Source organism: Erwinia aphidicola, from assembly GCF_024169515.1.
GTDB classification, from domain to species: Bacteria; Pseudomonadota; Gammaproteobacteria; order Enterobacterales; family Enterobacteriaceae; genus Erwinia; species Erwinia aphidicola.
In genome coordinates, this window is the sequence record NZ_JAMKCQ010000001.1 from 3,352,006 (window position 1) to 3,368,508 (window position 16,503).

Genomic DNA, 16,503 nt, shown 5'->3' on the forward strand with positions numbered 1-16,503 from the left:
AAGTCTGTTTTGGCAGTAGTCCGTGTGGGCGACTGACAAAACGGGCTGAGTGTTGATCTGGCCCCTTTGCAGGGGCCAGCGGTGCTTGTTACATGCTCTGAGTGAAGGTACGGGTGATCACATCCTGCTGCTGTTCTTTAGTCAGCGAGTTGAAACGTACCGCATAGCCCGACACGCGAATGGTTAACTGCGGATATTTTTCCGGGTCTTCCATCGCTTCCAGCAGCATTTCACGGTTCATTACGTTGACGTTGAGGTGCTGACCCCCTTCAATGCTGGCTTCATGATGGAAATAGCCATCCATCAGACCGGCAAGGTTGGTTTTGCGCACGTCGTCGTTTTTACCCAGCGCGTTTGGCACGATAGAGAAGGTATAAGAGATACCGTCTTTGGCGTAGGCAAACGGCAGTTTCGCTACCGAAGTCAGTGAGGCTACAGCACCTTTCTGGTCACGACCGTGCATTGGGTTGGCGCCTGGACCAAATGGCGCGCCTGCGCGACGGCCGTCCGGAGTATTCCCGGTTTTCTTACCATACACCACGTTAGAAGTAATGGTGAGGACCGACTGAGTTGGCACCGCATTGCGGTAGGTCTGCAGTTTCTGAATTTTCTTCATGAAACGTTCAACCAGGTCACAGGCAATATCATCAACGCGCGAGTCGTTGTTACCGAACTGTGGATACTCACCCTCGATTTTGAAGTCCACGGCCAGGCCATCTTCATCACGTATGGTTGAAACTTTGGCGTATTTAATCGCTGACAGGGAATCAGCCGCTACCGACAGACCGGCGATGCCGCAGGCCATGGTGCGGTAAACATCACGGTCATGCAGCGCCATCAGCGACGCTTCGTAGCTGTATTTGTCATGCATGTAGTGGATGACGTTCAGGGCAGTGACATACTGTTTTGCCAGCCAGTCCATAAAGTGATCCATGCGGTTCATCACTTTATCGTAGTCCAGCACTTCATCCATCATTGGCGCTTCTTTCGGGCCAACCTGCATTTTCATTTTTTCATCCACGCCGCCGTTAATCGCGTACAGCATGGTTTTTGCCAGGTTGGCACGGGCGCCGAAGAACTGCATCTGTTTACCGACGATCATCGGGCTGACGCAGCAGGCAATCGCATAGTCATCGTTATTGAAGTCCGGGCGCATCAGGTCATCGTTCTCATACTGCAGTGAAGAGGTATCGATGGAGACTTTCGCGGCGAATTTCTTAAAGTTCAGCGGCAGCTTTTCTGACCACAGGATGGTCATATTAGGTTCCGGCGAAGGGCCCATGGTGTAGAGCGTATTCAGGAAACGGAAGGTGTTTTTTGTCACCATAGTACGGCCGTCAACGCCCATACCTGCCAGTGATTCAGTTGCCCAGATTGGGTCGCCGGAGAACAGCTCATCGTATTCCGGGGTGCGCAGGAAGCGAACCATACGCAGTTTCATCACCAGGTGGTCGATCAGCTCCTGGGCTTCCTCCTCGTTGATGACGCCTGCTTTCAGGTCGCGTTCAAAATAGATATCGAGGAAGGTAGAGACGCGGCCGAATGACATGGCTGCGCCATTCTGCGATTTCACTGCGGCCAGATAGCCGAAGTAGGTCCACTGGACGGCTTCTTTGGCGCTGGTTGCCGGGCCAGAGATGTCGCAGCCGTATTTTGCCGCCATCTCTTTAATCTGCTGCAGCGCATGGTGCTGGTCAGCAATCTCTTCACGCAGGCGGATAGTGGCTTCGAGGTTTACGCCATTTTCCAGGTCGCTTTGCAGTGAAGTGAACTGGGCAAACTTGTCTTTCATCAGGGCATCGATGCCGTACAGCGCTACGCGGCGATAGTCACCAATGATACGGCCACGGCCATAGGCGTCAGGCAGGCCGGTCAGTACGCCAGATTTGCGGCAGCGCAGGATATCCGGGGTGTAAACGTCGAATACGCCCTGGTTGTGCGTCTTACGATATTCCGAGAAGATTTTTTTCACTGACGGATCAAGTTCGCGACCGTAAACCTTACACGAACCTTCCACCATTTTGATGCCGCCGAAGGGGATCAGGGCACGTTTCAGTGGAGCTTCAGTTTGTAATCCAACAATTTTTTCCAGGCTTTTGTTGATGTAACCCGCGTCATGGGAAGTGACGGTTGAGACCAGATCGGTATCAAAATCGACCGGGGCGTGGGTGCGGTTTTCCAGCTTGATGCCTTCCATCACCTGGTCCCACAGTGCGGTGGTGGCCTTAGTGGCACCGGCCAGGAACGTTTCATCGCCTTCATACGGAGTGTAGTTTTTCTGAATGAAGTCACGGACGTTGACGCTGGTCTGCCATTCACCTTGTGCAAAGCTTTCCCAGGCTGATGCCATTTTTTGATTAAGCTCGGTCATTTGATACCTACCTTATAACGTGAAGTTCGTTGTACGTTCCCGCCGGGTAGTGTCACGCCGACGGTTGCAAGATTCTTGAGCTGGGATAATCAGTGATGGTCGCCATCACGCAGATAAATTACCCAGTAGGTCAACCCGACCAGCAAACCACCGCCGATGATATTGCCCAGCGTGACCGGAATCAGGTTGTCGGTAATAAAGTGGCTAACGGTGAGATGCGAAAACTGTTCCGCTGTCGCGCCGGTGGCCTGCCAGAATTCAGGTGAAGCAAAATCTCTAATCACAATCGCCATCGGGATAAGGAACATGTTGGCGATGCTGTGCTCAAAGCCGCTGGCAACGAACATCGCTACCGGCAGTACCATGGCAAACATCTTGTCCAGCAGGCTGCGGCCGGAGTAGCTCATCCATACCGCCATGCACACCATCAGGTTGGCGAGAATGCCGAGGCAGACGGCCTCAACAAAGGTATGGTGCATCTTGTGATCGGCGGTCTGCAGCACATTCAGCCCCCACGCGCCGTTCGCAGCCATGTACTGTCCGGCAAACCAAATCAGCGCAACAAAGAAGATAGCGCCAAGAAAGTTTCCGAAATAGACGATGATCCAGTTACGTGCCAGTTCCAGCCAGCTAATGCGTCCGCTGGCTTTCGCCACCACCGTTAAGACGGTCGAGGTGAACAGGTCAGCACCGCAGACCACCACCAGCATCAGTCCGAGTGAGAAGCAGATGCCGCCAACCAGCTTCGCCAATCCCCAGGGAACCGTGCCTGTCCCGGTGGTGGCCGTGATATAGAAAGCAAATGCGATAGAGATGAATACACCGGCAGTAATTGCCAGAAAAAAAGTCGTGAAGGGGTGTTTCGTTGCTTTATAGACGCCAGCGTCTTCGGCAACTTTCGCCATTTCGGACGGTAATAATAGATCAAAGGGGTTGCCAGCTTTCACACTAACGTTCTCCCAAAAGTAGTCAGCGAGGAAAGTCTAACAAAGGAGTATAGGAGAGAAGTTGATATGGATCATATTGCGCGAGCAATTGCGCCTGTAAAGCCCTGATGTTAAAAGGGTTAATCGGTTTATCTTGTTGTTTTGTATCGAATAAAACTTTTTTAATTATTAAAAATATATTTGAGTCTTAATGGGAAGCTGGCCCGACGTGGGTAAAATACTGGTAGTAAATTTAGCTATATTGTGACAATAAAAAAGGTAACAGCCTGAGCCGTTACCTTTTATTAACCTGGCGCTGAACTCGCGCCAGAAAAATAAAACGGCGGAAGAAATTTATTTTGAATTTTTACGCCGTTTTAAATGGCCTTATTTCCAGTAACGGCGTTTGGCAGCCTGTAGCTTTTCATAGGCCCCTAACAGCGCCTGGTGTGCCGGGAAGGCTTTCAGCTCGCTATCAACACTCTGCAGGCCGTAGAACGGAGCTTCACCGCTAAGCGCAGCAGAAGCGGCGTCAACCGCATCCTGACCGTACATGCGAACAAATGCCGTATGGTACTGCAGCGGATCGCGCTCATCTTCCTGGCTCAGCAGCAGTAGCGTCTGCAGGCAGCGATAGTAGTTAGCGCGCTCCGGGCTGAAAATGGACTGGTTGAATTCCATGGTCCACTCTGTCCAGATCAGCGCCTGCTCCAGATCGCCACCGGCCAGCGCCAGCATAGCCTTCAGTTCGCCAATGCGCAGCGTGTACCAGCCGTTGTCTTTACCGGTAGCCAGGCCCAGCAGTTCACGCACGCGGGTAAAGTCGTCGTGGCCGTCTTCATCCAGCTGCTCCAGCAGTGCAAGGTAGTCCGCTTTCTCCCAGCTGCTTTCCGGCAGGGCGAGCAGCGTATCACGCAGATAAGCGCCCATGCTGTTATTGGCCAGAAGGAGATCTTCCGCCGGGTAAATATCTGACATGCCAGGCACGATAATGCGGCAGGCGTAAACATCCAGATGCTCGTAATCGGCGATGTATACTTCCTGATCTTCGGCCTTGAAGATCGCCATCAGCGTCGCGAACTCTTCCTCAGTTGTGCCTTTGAAGCTCCAGTCCGCGAACGGGTAGTCAGCATCATCTTTGAACATATCCCAGGAGATCAGGCCGCTGGAGTCAATAAAGTGAGTTTCCAGGTTGGCGTGTTCCGCTACTTCTTCATCATCGAAGGTAGGTGGGGTGAAGACATCCAAATCCTTCAGCCCGCGGCCCTGCAGTAGCTCGGTCACGGTACGCTCGAGCGCCACGCCGAAGTCCGGGTGCGCGCCGAATGAGGCGAAGCAGGTGCCGTTAGCCGGGTTGAACAGCACCACGCAGATCACCGGGTATTTGCCGCCCAGTGAGGCATCGTAAGAGAAGATAGGGAAGCCTTCTGCTTCCAACGTGGCAATCGCTTCCACCACGCCCGGATAGCGGTCCAGAACATCCTGCGGGATCAGCGGCAGGCTGATGGATTCCGCAATAATACGATTTTTAATATGGCGCTCAAACACCTCAGACAGACCCTGAACGCGGGCTTCATTAGCGGTGTTACCGGCCGACATCCCGTTCGACACATACAGGTTGCCGATGATGTTCATCGGAATGTAAACGGTCTGCTGGTCAGACTGACGGGTGAACGGCAGGCTGCAGATCCCGCGCGCGGCATTGCCTGACTGCAGATCGATCAGGTCGCTGGCGCTGACTTCATTTTCCGGGTCGTAGAATTTACGCAGACGGGCATCCAGAATGCCCTCAGGCAGCTGGTCATCATCCGGCAGCGGGAACCATTTCTCGTTAGGATAATGAACAAAATCGCCGTTGGCGATCTGCTCGCCTAACCAGAAGTCAGCGAAGAAATAGTTGGTCGACAGGCGTTCAAAATACTCGCCCAAAGCTGAGGCGAGCGCCGCTTTCTCACTGGCACCTTTACCATTGGTAAAACACAGCGGGCAGTCGCGGTCGCGAATATGAACTGACCAGACATTTGGCACCGGATTCAGCCAGGATGCTTCTTCAATGTTGAAGCCCAGATCCTGTAGTTTTTGCTGAAAGCGTGCGATGGAGACTTCCAACGCGGCGTCTTTGCCTGGGATATAAGTTTGAGTCATTTTGCCCACTCGTTTTGAATTGTGCGGAGATTGTGCGGAAAGCGCGCAATGATACGGGTTTTCCTCGGCAATCGCTATCTGACAACGTTAATTTCATTGTCGGAAGAGTGCCATTTTACAGTGAAAAGTTAACCGGTCTGTTTATGAAACAGGAAAATGCCTCACAAAATATCGTTTCTGCTTTCATACGCCCTACAAGCTGTTGCGGCGCGCCTCGGGAAACTGGTCGGCTGACCGGATAAATTATTGCAGCAATGGGGTGGCAATGATAAAACCGATAGAGGAATCAAAACCGATCGATCTGAAAGTGGTGAGGGGAAATGAGTCAGGTTTTCAATTTTAGCTCTGGTCCGGCTATGTTGCCGGTAGAAGTGCTCCGTCGGGCTGAGCAGGAACTCTGCAACTGGCAGGGCTTAGGGACCTCCGTGATGGAGATCAGCCACCGCAGTAAGGAATTTATTCAGGTTGCTGAAGAGGCAGAAAAAGATTTTCGCGATCTGCTGAAAATCCCCTCCAACTACAAAGTATTATTCTGCCACGGCGGTGCGCGTGCGCAGTTTGCTGCTGTGCCAATGAATTTGCTGGGGCAGCATTCGACAGCCGATTATATCGACGGCGGCTATTGGGCTGCCAGTGCGGTGAAAGAGGCGCAGAAATACTGCACCCCTAATGTCATCGATGCCAAAACTACCGTGGCCGGTTTGCGTGGCATTAAGCCTATGAGCGAGTGGGCGCTGTCCGATAACTCGGCCTATGTGCACTTCTGCCCGAACGAAACTATCGATGGTATCGCCATCCATGAAACGCCAGATTTTGGCGATAAAGTGGTCGTAGCCGATCTCTCTTCGACCATCCTCTCTACGCCGCTGGATGTCAGCCGCTATGGTGTGATCTACGCCGGTGCGCAGAAAAATATCGGCCCGGCGGGCTTAACCCTGGTGGTGGTGCGTGAAGATCTACTGGGTCAGGCGCGTAAAGAGCTGCCTTCGATCCTCGATTACAAAGTGCTGGCGGAAAATGAGTCGATGTTTAACACTCCGCCAACTTTCGCCTGGTATCTCTCTGGCCTGGTATTTAAATGGCTGAAAGAGCAGGGCGGTGTGCACGAGCTGGACAAGCGTAATCAGGCCAAAGCCGATCTGCTGTACGGCACTATCGACAGCAGCGATTTTTACCGCAACGATGTGGCCGTAGCGAACCGTTCGCGCATGAACGTGCCATTCCAGCTGGCGGACTCTGCCTTGGACAAGCTGTTTATTGACGAATCGTTTGCAGCCGGCCTGCATGCACTGAAAGGGCACCGCGTTGTCGGTGGAATGCGCGCGTCGATTTACAATGCGATGCCGCTGGAAGGCGTGAAAGCGCTGACTGACTTTATGGTCGACTTCGAGCGTCGCCACGGCTAAGGTGCCCCTGCATTCGCAGTGAGTTTTAAATCTGAAACCTCGCAGCCCTGCGGGGTTTCATTGCAATTATTTTGGAGAATACGTTTCACATGCAGGATTCCCTGACGTTACAACCTATCGCCCTGGTCGACGGCACCGTTAACCTTCCCGGTTCTAAAAGCGTGTCTAACCGCGCGCTGTTACTGGCTGCGCTGGCAAACGGTACTACCCGCCTGACCAATCTGCTCGACAGTGATGATGTGCGCCATATGCTGACCGCGCTGCAGGCCCTGGGCGTGCAGTTCACACTGTCTGCCGATCGCACCGTGTGCCGGGTAGTGGGTCAGGGTGGTGCGCTGAAAGCTGAGGGCGCCCTGGAACTTTTCCTCGGCAATGCCGGAACGGCGATGCGCCCGCTGGCTGCCGCGCTGTGCCTGGGCAGTAACGATATCGTCCTGACCGGTGAGCCGCGCATGAAAGAGCGCCCGATTGGTCACCTGGTAGATGCACTGCGCCAGGGTGGCGCAGACATTGAATATCTTGAGCAGGAAAATTATCCGCCGCTGCGCCTGAAAGGCGGATTCAGCGGGGGGGAGGTAGCCGTCGATGGCAGCGTTTCCAGCCAGTTCCTGACCGCGTTGCTGATGACAGCTCCGCTGGCGGCAAACGACACCCGCATTGCGATTAAGGGTGAGCTGGTTTCTAAACCTTACATCGATATCACTCTGAATCTGATGAAGACCTTTGGCGTTGAAGTAGAGAACGACAACTACCGTTCATTCACCGTGCGGGGTCAGCAGCAGTATCAGGCACCGGGAGATTACCTGGTCGAAGGCGATGCTTCCTCTGCCTCTTATTTCCTTGCTGCGGCAGCGATTAAAGGTGGAACGGTGAAAGTGACCGGTATTGGTCGCAACAGCATGCAGGGAGATATTCGCTTTGCTGACGTGCTGGAAAAAATGGGTGCCCGCATTGAGTGGGGCGATGACTTTATTGCCTGTACCCGTGGCGATCTCAACGCTATCGATCTCGATATGAATCATATTCCTGACGCGGCGATGACCATTGCAACGGCGGCACTGTTCGCTAAAGGCACCACCGTGATGCGCAATATTTACAACTGGCGCGTCAAAGAGACCGATCGCCTGGCGGCGATGGCCACTGAACTGCGCAAAGTTGGCGCAGAAGTGGAAGAGGGCAATGACTACATTCGCATTACCCCTCCCGCCCAGATTCAGTTTGCTGAAATCGGCACCTATAACGATCACCGTATGGCAATGTGCTTCTCGCTGGTGGCGCTTTCGGCCACCCCGGTCACCATTCTCGATCCAAAATGCACCGCCAAAACCTTCCCTGACTACTTTGAGCAGCTAGCCCGCATTAGCCAGCTGGCATAAGGGCTCTGCTGACGCGGTTGCAGCTTCAGCTTTGCAGGGTATAATGCGCGTCGATATTTACCGGGGTACAGGTTGCCCCGGTATCCCACCGACAGGAGAACGACATGACGGCAATAGCCCCAGTGATCACCATTGATGGCCCTAGCGGTGCCGGGAAAGGAACGTTGTGTAAAGCAATGGCCGAGGCATTGCAGTGGCACCTGTTGGATTCCGGCGCAATTTATCGTGTGCTGGCCCTGGCTGCATTACATCATCAGGTCGATATCACCTCAGAAGAAGCGCTGGTGCCTATCGCTGCCCATCTCGACGTGCGTTTTGTCTCTAACGGCGGCGAAATGGAAGTGATCCTCGAAGGGGAAGATGTCTCCTCGGAGATCCGGACTCAGGATGTCAGCAATACTGCCTCCAAAGTCGCTGCCTTCCCGCGCGTACGTGAAGCGCTGTTACGCCGCCAGCGCGGTTTCCGCGAGCTGCCGGGCCTGATTGCCGACGGGCGTGACATGGGTACCGTCGTTTTCCCTGATGCGCCGGTGAAAATCTTCCTCGATGCCAGCTCCGAAGAACGCGCTAACCGCCGTATGCTGCAGTTGCAGGAGAAAGGCTTTAGTGTTAACTTTGAGCGCCTTTTATCTGAGATAAAAGAGCGTGACGAGCGTGACCGTAATCGTGCTATTGCACCCCTGGTGCCGGCCGATGACGCCTTAGTGCTTGATTCGACTACAATGTCGATTGAGCAAGTGATAGAGATTGCGCTAGAATATGCGCGCGAAAAACTCGCACTGGCGTAAAAATCAGCTACGCTTAATGACCTCTGTCTGAGCCCTTGCTCGCAGAATGATTTATCTAACCCTGTGATATGGACGTCATGGGGCATGTGAAACAACCCCACCCGTCAGGATGTCAGGTGGACGTTAAATTGAAGAATCCTGAAGATTATCAATATGACTGAATCTTTTGCTGAACTATTTGAAGAATCCTTAAAAACAATCGAAACCCGTCCGGGTTCCATCGTTCGTGGCGTTGTTGTCTCTATCGACAAAGACGTCGTTCTGGTTGATGCGGGTCTGAAATCTGAGTCTGCAATTCCTGCAGAGCAGTTCAAGAACGCAGCCGGCGAACTGGAAATTCAGGTTGGCGACGAAGTAGACGTTGCTCTGGATGCAGTAGAAGACGGCTTCGGTGAAACCCTGCTGTCTCGTGAAAAAGCTAAACGTCACGAAGCATGGATCACGCTGGAAAAAGCCTACGAAGAAGCTGAGACTGTTACCGGTGTTATCAACGGTAAAGTTAAAGGCGGCTTCACTGTAGAGCTGAACGGTATTCGTGCGTTCCTGCCAGGTTCACTGGTAGATGTACGTCCAGTGCGCGACACGCTGCACCTGGAAGGCAAAGAGCTTGAGTTCAAAGTCATCAAGCTGGATCAGAAGCGTAACAACGTTGTTGTTTCACGTCGTGCGGTAATCGAATCCGAAAACAGCGCAGAGCGCGATCAGCTGCTGGAAAACCTGCAGGAAGGCATGGAAGTTAAAGGTATCGTTAAGAACCTGACTGACTACGGTGCATTCGTTGATCTGGGCGGCGTTGACGGCCTGCTGCACATCACTGATATGGCATGGAAACGCGTTAAGCATCCAAGCGAAATCGTGAATGTTGGCGACGAAATCACGGTTAAAGTGCTGAAGTTCGACCGCGAGCGTACCCGTGTTTCTCTGGGTCTGAAGCAGCTGGGCGAAGATCCATGGGTTGCTATCGCGAAACGTTACCCAGAAGGCACCAAGCTGACTGGTCGTGTAACTAACCTGACCGACTACGGCTGCTTCGTTGAAATCGAAGAAGGCGTTGAAGGCCTGGTACACGTTTCTGAAATGGACTGGACCAACAAGAACATTCACCCATCTAAAGTTGTTAACGTTGGTGATGTTGTTGAAGTTATGGTTCTGGACATCGACGAAGAACGTCGTCGTATCTCCCTGGGTCTGAAGCAGTGCAAAAACAACCCATGGCAGCAGTTTGCAGAAACCCACAACAAGGGCGACCGTGTTGAAGGTAAAATCAAGTCAATCACTGACTTCGGTATCTTCATCGGCCTGGACGGCGGCATCGACGGCCTGGTTCACCTGTCTGACATCTCCTGGAACGCTACCGGAGAAGAAGCAGTACGTGAATACAAGAAAGGCGACGAAATCGCAGCTGTGGTTCTGCAGGTTGACGCAGAGCGCGAGCGTATCTCCCTGGGCGTTAAGCAGCTGGCAGAAGATCCGTTCAACAACTACATCTCTCTGAACAAGAAAGGTGCAATTGTTAACGGTAAAGTGACTGCAGTTGACGCTAAAGGTGCTACAGTTGAATTAGCTGACGGCGTTGAAGGTTACCTGCGTGCTTCTGAAGCATCGCTGGACCGCGTAGAAGACGCAACTCTGGTTCTGAATGTTGGCGACGATGTTGAAGCTAAATTCACCGGTGTTGATCGTAAGAACCGCGTTGTTAGCCTGTCTGTTCGTGCGAAAGACCAGGCTGATGAGAAAGAAGCTATCAATACGGTTAACACTAACAAACCGGAAGAAGGCAACTTCTCTAACGCTATGGCTGAAGCATTCAAAGCAGCTAAAGGCGAGTAATTGCTTTAAGGGCAGCGCAAGCTGCCCTGTAGCGTCGTTAACTGTCAAAACTTTCCCCTAAAGGGATTAACCGGAGGTTTTATGACCAAGTCAGAACTGATTGAAAGACTTGCTGGCCAGCACTCTCATATTCCGGCGAAAGTTGTTGAGGATGCGGTAAAAGAGATGCTGGAGCACATGGCAACGACGTTGTCACAGGGCGAACGCATCGAAATCCGGGGATTTGGCAGCTTTTCTTTGCACTATCGTGCACCTCGCACTGGCCGTAACCCGAAAACGGGTGACAAAGTGGAGTTGGAAGGTAAATACGTTCCACACTTCAAGCCAGGGAAAGAGCTGCGCGACCGTGCCAATATCTACGGCGACTAAAAGCAGTTATGCATAAAAAACGACACTTCGGTGTCGTTTTTTTTTGCCTGAAATTCAGCGCAAGTGGAAGCCGATACGCAAAATCGCCGGCAAACGCGGCAACTTAAAACGATTGTTTGCGAGACGCCCCCAGCATCAGACAGCCTCTGGCTGACCGCGAATCTTTGCTGCGGGAAACTGGGTAAAGGATACGCAGGGAGCCGCAATGTTGTTAACCGTAAACCAGCTGGCGTGGAGTGTTATCGCCGCGACGGTACCGCTGAATTTTTTATCGCAGCTGCCTGGTCGATGGGCCAGCACCGCGCTGCTTTGCCTGGCGCTGTTGCTTGCACAGCTGCGCTGGGCTATGGCCGCAAAAATGGGTTTAGTGCTGCTGCTGTTTGTCTGGTCAGCAGGAAGTGGTAATACGCTGCTGGAAAACATTCAGCAATTAACACGTAAGCCTTTGCAGGCAGAGGTAATCATCGAGAATGTGTTGCCTGATGGCGAGCGCATTAAAATCAGAGTCTGGCGCTATCAGCAACACATGCTTTTTCCCCCGCTGTACGCCGTGGTCAAAGTCAGCCCGCAGCCTATCGCTTTTTGCGCGGGGCAGCGCTGGCAGATGCAGCTGGCGCTGAGATCGGTGCATGCGCTATTGAACGAAGGCAGCTTTGACCGGCAGCGCTTTGCTCTTGCCAATGCGACACCCATGACCGGCAGGGTGATGGCGGCACAGGTCACTGATAACACCTGCAGCTGGCGCGCCAGGGTAATCCGTGCCGCGCAACAGAACTATGGCGGCCTGCCCTGGCAGGCGCTGATTTCTGCATTGGCGTTTGGCGAAAGAGCAGAAGTGGATCGCGCAACGAATCAACTGCTGCGGGAGACTGGGACGGCCCACCTGATGGCGATATCGGGAATGCATATTGCTCTCGCCGCCACGTTCGGCTGGCTGCTGGCCCGTGGCGTTCAATACCTGTTGCCTGCCGGGGCTATTGGTTACCGTTTTCCGCTGCTCTGCAGTTTGCTGGTTGGGCTGCTCTACTGCTGGCTTTCCGGCGGAAATGCCCCGGCGATGCGTGCGATGCTGGCACTGATAAGCTGGAACCTGCTGCGCCTGCGGGCGATCAGCTGCCATGGCTGGCAGGTATGGAGTGTGTGCATTGCCGCGATCCTGTTCGTTGATCCGCTCAGCGTGCTTTCGGACAGCCTGTGGCTGTCGGCGCTGGCCGTGGGCGGGCTCCTGCTGTGGTATCACTTTTTTCCGCTGCCGCCGAAGTTTGCACGAAAAAAACGCTGGTTTCTTCTACGGCTGCTGCATCTGCAGGTGGGCATGCTATTGCTGATGATGCCGCTACAGGCAGTGCTGTTTCACGGGGTCAGCCTGAGTGCGCTGCTGGCGAATCTCTGGGCCGTTCCACTGATCTCGCTGGTAACCGTGCCACTGATGTTGATCGCGTTGATGGCTAATCGGTTGCCCGGTATCAATCTCTGGCTTTGGCAGGGGGTCGATCGTTCGCTGGCACTGGTATTTCTGCCGCTCGGGAGCCTCCCGCACGGCTGGCTCACTTTAGATCAGACACTGACCGCTGCCAGCCTGCTGTGCTGGCTGCTGTTTCTCAGCATAAGGTTTAGCTGGTGGCGTTCCTCTCCGCTTACGCTGTTGAGCGCAGCGTTGTTGCTGAGCAGCTGGCGCTATTTTAGTGAGAAGCCTGCCTGGCGGGTGGATACGCTGGATGTCGGTCACGGGCTGGCCGTGGTGATTTCCCGCCACGGAGAGGCCACGCTGTACGATACCGGCAACCGCTGGCCAACGGGCGATATGGCGCAGAGTCAGATCCTGCCGTGGCTAGCCTGGCAGGGGCTTACCGTGACAAATATTATTATCAGCCATGCACATCTTGACCATATTGGCGGCCTGGAGAGCGTGCAGGCGGCCTTCCCGACAGCCCGCGTGCGCAGTGCGCTGGGGCGTGCCGGTCACTTAACCTGCCGCACGGGCGAGCGCTGGCAGTGGCAGGGGCTGCAGTTTAGCGCTCTGTGGCCGCCAGCCGGGGAAAGGGGCGAGGGCAATAATCAGTCCTGCGTCATTGCCATCACCGATGGCAAATGGCGAGTACTGCTAACGGGTGATATTGAAGCCCCTGCTGAGCTCAAACTGACGGCGACACAGCGGCCACATCTGGCTGCCGATCTCCTGCTGGTGCCGCATCACGGCAGCAGGACATCCTCCTCGCCGCCTTTTCTGCGCGCGGTCAATCCCCGCGTGGCGGTGGCGTCCGCTGCCCGCTATAGCGCCTGGCGTTTACCTGCGGTACAAATTATTCAGCGCTATGGCAAAAATCACGTCGAATGGCGTGATACCGCCCTTTCCGGACAGCTGAGCGCGCGTTTTTACGGAGATTACTGGCAAGTATTAGGATTAAGAGAACAAATAATGAACCGTTGGTACCATCAGTGGTTTGGCGTACTCCGCGATTCCGGCTAGAATAAGCGGCTATTTCATCTAAAGCTGGTTAAATAATGCATCTGGATAAAGATCTCTCCACCTGGCAGACATTCCGTCGTCTCTGGCCAATGATTGTGCCATACAAAACCGGGTTGATTGTGGCAGCCATCGCGCTGGTCCTCAACGCGGCAGGCGATACGCTGATGCTGTCACTGCTGAAACCTTTACTCGATGATGGTTTTGGCAAAGCGGACAGTTCCGTACTGCTATGGATGCCGCTGGCTGTGATTGGCCTGATGCTGATCCGTGGCATTACCAGCTATGCTTCCAGCTACTGTATCTCCTGGGTATCCGGTAACGTAGTAATGGGCATGCGGCGTCGCCTGTTCAGCCACATGATGGGCATGCCGGTCGCCTTTTTCGACCAGCAGTCAACCGGGACTCTGCTGTCACGCATCACCTATGATTCTGAGCAGGTTGCCTCATCCTCCTCCAGCGCGCTGGTTACCGTGGTGCGCGAAGGGGCTTCGATCATCGGCCTGTTTATCATGATGTTTTACTACAGCTGGCAGCTGTCGCTGATCCTGATTGTTCTGGCTCCGATCGTTTCGTTTGCGATTCGCATGGTCTCCAAGCGCTTCCGCAACATCAGTAAAAATATGCAGAACACCATGGGGCAGGTCACCACCAGCGCTGAGCAGATGCTGAAAGGGCATAAAGAAGTGCTGATCTTTGGCGGCCAGGAAATTGAAAGCCAGCGCTTTGATACCGTCAGCAATCGCATGCGTCAGCAGGGTATGAAGCTGGTTTCCGCTTCATCAATCTCTGACCCGATTATTCAGCTGATTGCCTCGCTGGCTCTGGCCTTTGTACTGTATGCCGCCAGCTTCCCAAGCGTAATGGAAACGCTGACCGCCGGTACCATTACCGTGGTGTTCTCCTCCATGATCGCTTTGATGCGCCCGTTGAAATCGCTGACAAACGTCAACGCACAGTTCCAGCGCGGCATGGCTGCCTGCCAGACCCTGTTCTCGATCCTCGACAGCGAGCAGGAAGTGGATACCGGTAAGCGCACTATCGAGCGTGCTAAAGGCGATATTGAATTCCGCAATGTGACCTTTAGCTATCCGGGGCGCGATATTCCCGCACTGCGCGACATTAATCTGAGCATTCCCGCAGGTAAAACTGTGGCGCTGGTTGGCCGCTCAGGCTCCGGTAAATCCACCATGGCCAGCCTGCTGACGCGCTTCTATGATATTCAGCAGGGTGAAATCCTGATGGACGGTCACGACCTGCGCGAATACACCCTGGCATCACTGCGTAACCAGGTGGCGCTGGTATCACAAAACGTCCACCTGTTTAATGACACCATTGCCAATAACATCGCCTATGCGCGTCACGAGCAGTACAGCCGTGCCGATATCGAAAAAGCGGCCACCATGGCGCACGCCATGGACTTTATCGGCAAGATGGATAAGGGACTGGATACGGTGATTGGTGAGAATGGCGTGCTGCTCTCCGGCGGCCAGCGTCAGCGTATTGCCATTGCCCGTGCGCTGCTGCGCGACTGCCCAATCCTGATCCTGGATGAAGCAACCTCCGCGCTGGATACCGAGTCCGAGCGTGCTATTCAGGCCGCACTGGATGAACTACAGAAAAACCGTACTTCGCTGGTGATTGCTCACCGCCTGTCCACAATCGAGAAAGCCGATGAGATCGTGGTGGTCGAAGATGGCCTGATTGTCGAGCGTGGTAGCCACGAAGTGCTGCTGGCGGAACGCGGCGTGTATGCCCAGCTTCATAAGATGCAATTTGGTCAATGATCGAACGCATCTGGAGCGGACGCTCCGCGCTTTACCTGCTGCTGTTGCCTTTCAGCCTGTTGTACGGGCTGATTAGCAATCTGCTGCGCCTCAGCTACCGCTGGGGATGGCGTAAGGCGTGGCGCGCCCCGGTCCCGGTGGTGGTGGTAGGCAATTTGACCGCCGGGGGGAATGGCAAGACGCCGGTGGTCATCTGGCTGGTGCAGGCGCTGCAACAGCGCGGGTTGCGCGTCGGCGTGGTGTCGCGCGGCTACGGTGGCAAAGCCGACAACTATCCGCTGGTGCTGGGGGCGCAGACGACTACCGCCGAAGCGGGCGATGAGCCGGTGCTGATTTACCAGCGTACCTCTGCGCAGGTTGCGGTGGCTCCGGTACGTCGTCAGGCGGTTGAAGCGCTGGTCAACGGCGGGCAGGTGGATATTATCGTTACCGACGATGGCCTGCAGCACTACGCGCTGGCACGGGATATCGAAATTGTGGTGATCGACGGTCAGCGGCGTTTTGGTAATGGCTGGTGGTTACCTGCCGGGCCAATGCGCGAGCGCAGCAGCCGCCTGAACAGCGTCAGTGCGATTATCGCTAATGGCGGCACAGCGCAGCCTGGCGAGCTGGCGATGCAGTTGGTGCCGGGTATGGCGGTCAATCTGCAATCCGGTGAGCAGCGCCCGGTGGCTGAACTGAAGAACGTGGTGGCAATGGCCGGCATTGGGCATCCACCGCGCTTCTTCAACACCCTGCGCCAGCAGGGGGTAACGCTGGAGAAAGAAGTGGCTTTTGCCGACCATCAAAACTACAGCCCCGACGCGCTGAATGCGTTGATCGGCCCCGGGCAAACGCTCCTGATGACCGAGAAAGACGCGGTGAAAGCGCGCGCCTTCGCCGCCGCTGACTGGTGGTATTTGCCGGTGGATGCACGGTTACCACAGTCTGAGTCCGCGGCGTTACTGAACAAAATCAGTGCATTAATTCCTCGCTAAATTCTCCGTCATTACCGACTAAACGCTACACTGAAGCCATCTGAATTTTATGGATGGCATT

11 protein-coding genes are annotated in these 16,503 nt (G+C 54.4%); 8 read left to right on the top strand and 3 right to left on the bottom strand.

Going from position 1 to position 16,503, the window contains the following annotated elements; translation table 11 throughout:
- Positions 1 to 88: 88 nt before the first annotated feature.
- The 3 genes from pflB to ycaO form a co-directional block, all read right to left on the bottom strand.
- Positions 89 to 2,371: a formate C-acetyltransferase gene (pflB, locus tag J2Y91_RS15700; protein WP_253538750.1), complete on the bottom strand. Its 2,283-nt coding sequence runs from the start codon at positions 2,369 to 2,371 to the stop codon at positions 89 to 91.
- Positions 2,372 to 2,460: 89 nt separating this feature from the next.
- Positions 2,461 to 3,318 carry a formate transporter FocA gene (focA, locus tag J2Y91_RS15705; protein ID WP_048916539.1) on the bottom strand — a complete coding sequence of 286 codons (858 nt, stop codon included), beginning with the start codon at positions 3,316 to 3,318 and terminating at the stop codon, positions 2,461 to 2,463.
- Positions 3,319 to 3,684: 366 nt separating this feature from the next.
- Positions 3,685 to 5,442 carry a 30S ribosomal protein S12 methylthiotransferase accessory factor YcaO gene (gene ycaO, locus J2Y91_RS15710; RefSeq protein WP_099754064.1) on the bottom strand — a complete coding sequence of 586 codons (1,758 nt, stop codon included), beginning with the start codon at positions 5,440 to 5,442 and terminating at the stop codon, positions 3,685 to 3,687.
- Between the two features lie 320 nt (positions 5,443 to 5,762).
- Between ycaO and serC the strand changes: the two genes are divergently transcribed.
- From serC to lpxK, 8 genes are all read left to right on the top strand, one after another.
- Positions 5,763 to 6,848: a 3-phosphoserine/phosphohydroxythreonine transaminase gene (gene serC, locus J2Y91_RS15715; RefSeq protein WP_048916537.1), complete on the top strand. Its 1,086-nt coding sequence runs from the start codon at positions 5,763 to 5,765 to the stop codon at positions 6,846 to 6,848.
- Between the two features lie 89 nt (positions 6,849 to 6,937).
- Positions 6,938 to 8,224, top strand: a complete 1,287-nt coding sequence (gene aroA / locus J2Y91_RS15720) for a 3-phosphoshikimate 1-carboxyvinyltransferase (RefSeq protein ID WP_133624067.1) — start codon at positions 6,938 to 6,940, stop codon at positions 8,222 to 8,224.
- Positions 8,225 to 8,328: 104 nt separating this feature from the next.
- Positions 8,329 to 9,012, top strand: a complete 684-nt coding sequence (cmk, locus tag J2Y91_RS15725) for a (d)CMP kinase (RefSeq protein ID WP_133624066.1) — start codon at positions 8,329 to 8,331, stop codon at positions 9,010 to 9,012.
- Between the two features lie 153 nt (positions 9,013 to 9,165).
- Positions 9,166 to 10,842: a 30S ribosomal protein S1 gene (gene rpsA, locus J2Y91_RS15730; protein ID WP_048916534.1), complete on the top strand. Its 1,677-nt coding sequence runs from the start codon at positions 9,166 to 9,168 to the stop codon at positions 10,840 to 10,842.
- 81 nt (positions 10,843 to 10,923) lie between these two features.
- Positions 10,924 to 11,211 carry an integration host factor subunit beta gene (gene ihfB, locus J2Y91_RS15735; RefSeq protein WP_048916533.1) on the top strand — a complete coding sequence of 96 codons (288 nt, stop codon included), beginning with the start codon at positions 10,924 to 10,926 and terminating at the stop codon, positions 11,209 to 11,211.
- A 205-nt stretch (positions 11,212 to 11,416) separates the two neighbouring features.
- A complete protein-coding gene (locus J2Y91_RS15740; protein ID WP_133624065.1) occupies positions 11,417 to 13,681 on the top strand; it encodes a ComEC family protein in 2,265 nt (754 codons plus the stop codon).
- A 35-nt stretch (positions 13,682 to 13,716) separates the two neighbouring features.
- Positions 13,717 to 15,465, top strand: coding sequence for a lipid A ABC transporter ATP-binding protein/permease MsbA (gene msbA, locus J2Y91_RS15745; protein ID WP_133624064.1), 1,749 nt, complete (start codon positions 13,717 to 13,719; stop codon positions 15,463 to 15,465).
- Positions 15,462 to 16,442, top strand: a complete 981-nt coding sequence (lpxK, locus tag J2Y91_RS15750; protein ID WP_133624063.1) for a tetraacyldisaccharide 4'-kinase — start codon at positions 15,462 to 15,464, stop codon at positions 16,440 to 16,442. The genes msbA and lpxK overlap by 4 nt, the downstream gene beginning before the upstream one ends.
- The last annotated feature ends 61 nt before the right edge of the window (positions 16,443 to 16,503 follow it).

What these genes read in the sequence shown, in the direction of transcription:
- ycaO (WP_099754064.1), bottom strand. Translation starts at nt 5,442, where the DNA reads ATGACTCAAACTTATATCCCAGGCAAAGACGCCGCGTTGGAAGTCTCC.
- cmk (WP_133624066.1), top strand. Translation starts at nt 8,329, where the DNA reads ATGACGGCAATAGCCCCAGTGATCACCATTGATGGCCCTAGCGGTGCC.
- pflB (WP_253538750.1), bottom strand. Translation starts at nt 2,371, where the DNA reads ATGACCGAGCTTAATCAAAAAATGGCATCAGCCTGGGAAAGCTTTGCA.
- serC (WP_048916537.1), top strand. Translation starts at nt 5,763, where the DNA reads ATGAGTCAGGTTTTCAATTTTAGCTCTGGTCCGGCTATGTTGCCGGTA.
- lpxK (WP_133624063.1), top strand. Translation starts at nt 15,462, where the DNA reads ATGATCGAACGCATCTGGAGCGGACGCTCCGCGCTTTACCTGCTGCTG.
- rpsA (WP_048916534.1), top strand. Translation starts at nt 9,166, where the DNA reads ATGACTGAATCTTTTGCTGAACTATTTGAAGAATCCTTAAAAACAATC.
- aroA (WP_133624067.1), top strand. Translation starts at nt 6,938, where the DNA reads ATGCAGGATTCCCTGACGTTACAACCTATCGCCCTGGTCGACGGCACC.
- J2Y91_RS15740 (WP_133624065.1), top strand. Translation starts at nt 11,417, where the DNA reads ATGTTGTTAACCGTAAACCAGCTGGCGTGGAGTGTTATCGCCGCGACG.
- ihfB (WP_048916533.1), top strand. Translation starts at nt 10,924, where the DNA reads ATGACCAAGTCAGAACTGATTGAAAGACTTGCTGGCCAGCACTCTCAT.
- msbA (WP_133624064.1), top strand. Translation starts at nt 13,717, where the DNA reads ATGCATCTGGATAAAGATCTCTCCACCTGGCAGACATTCCGTCGTCTC.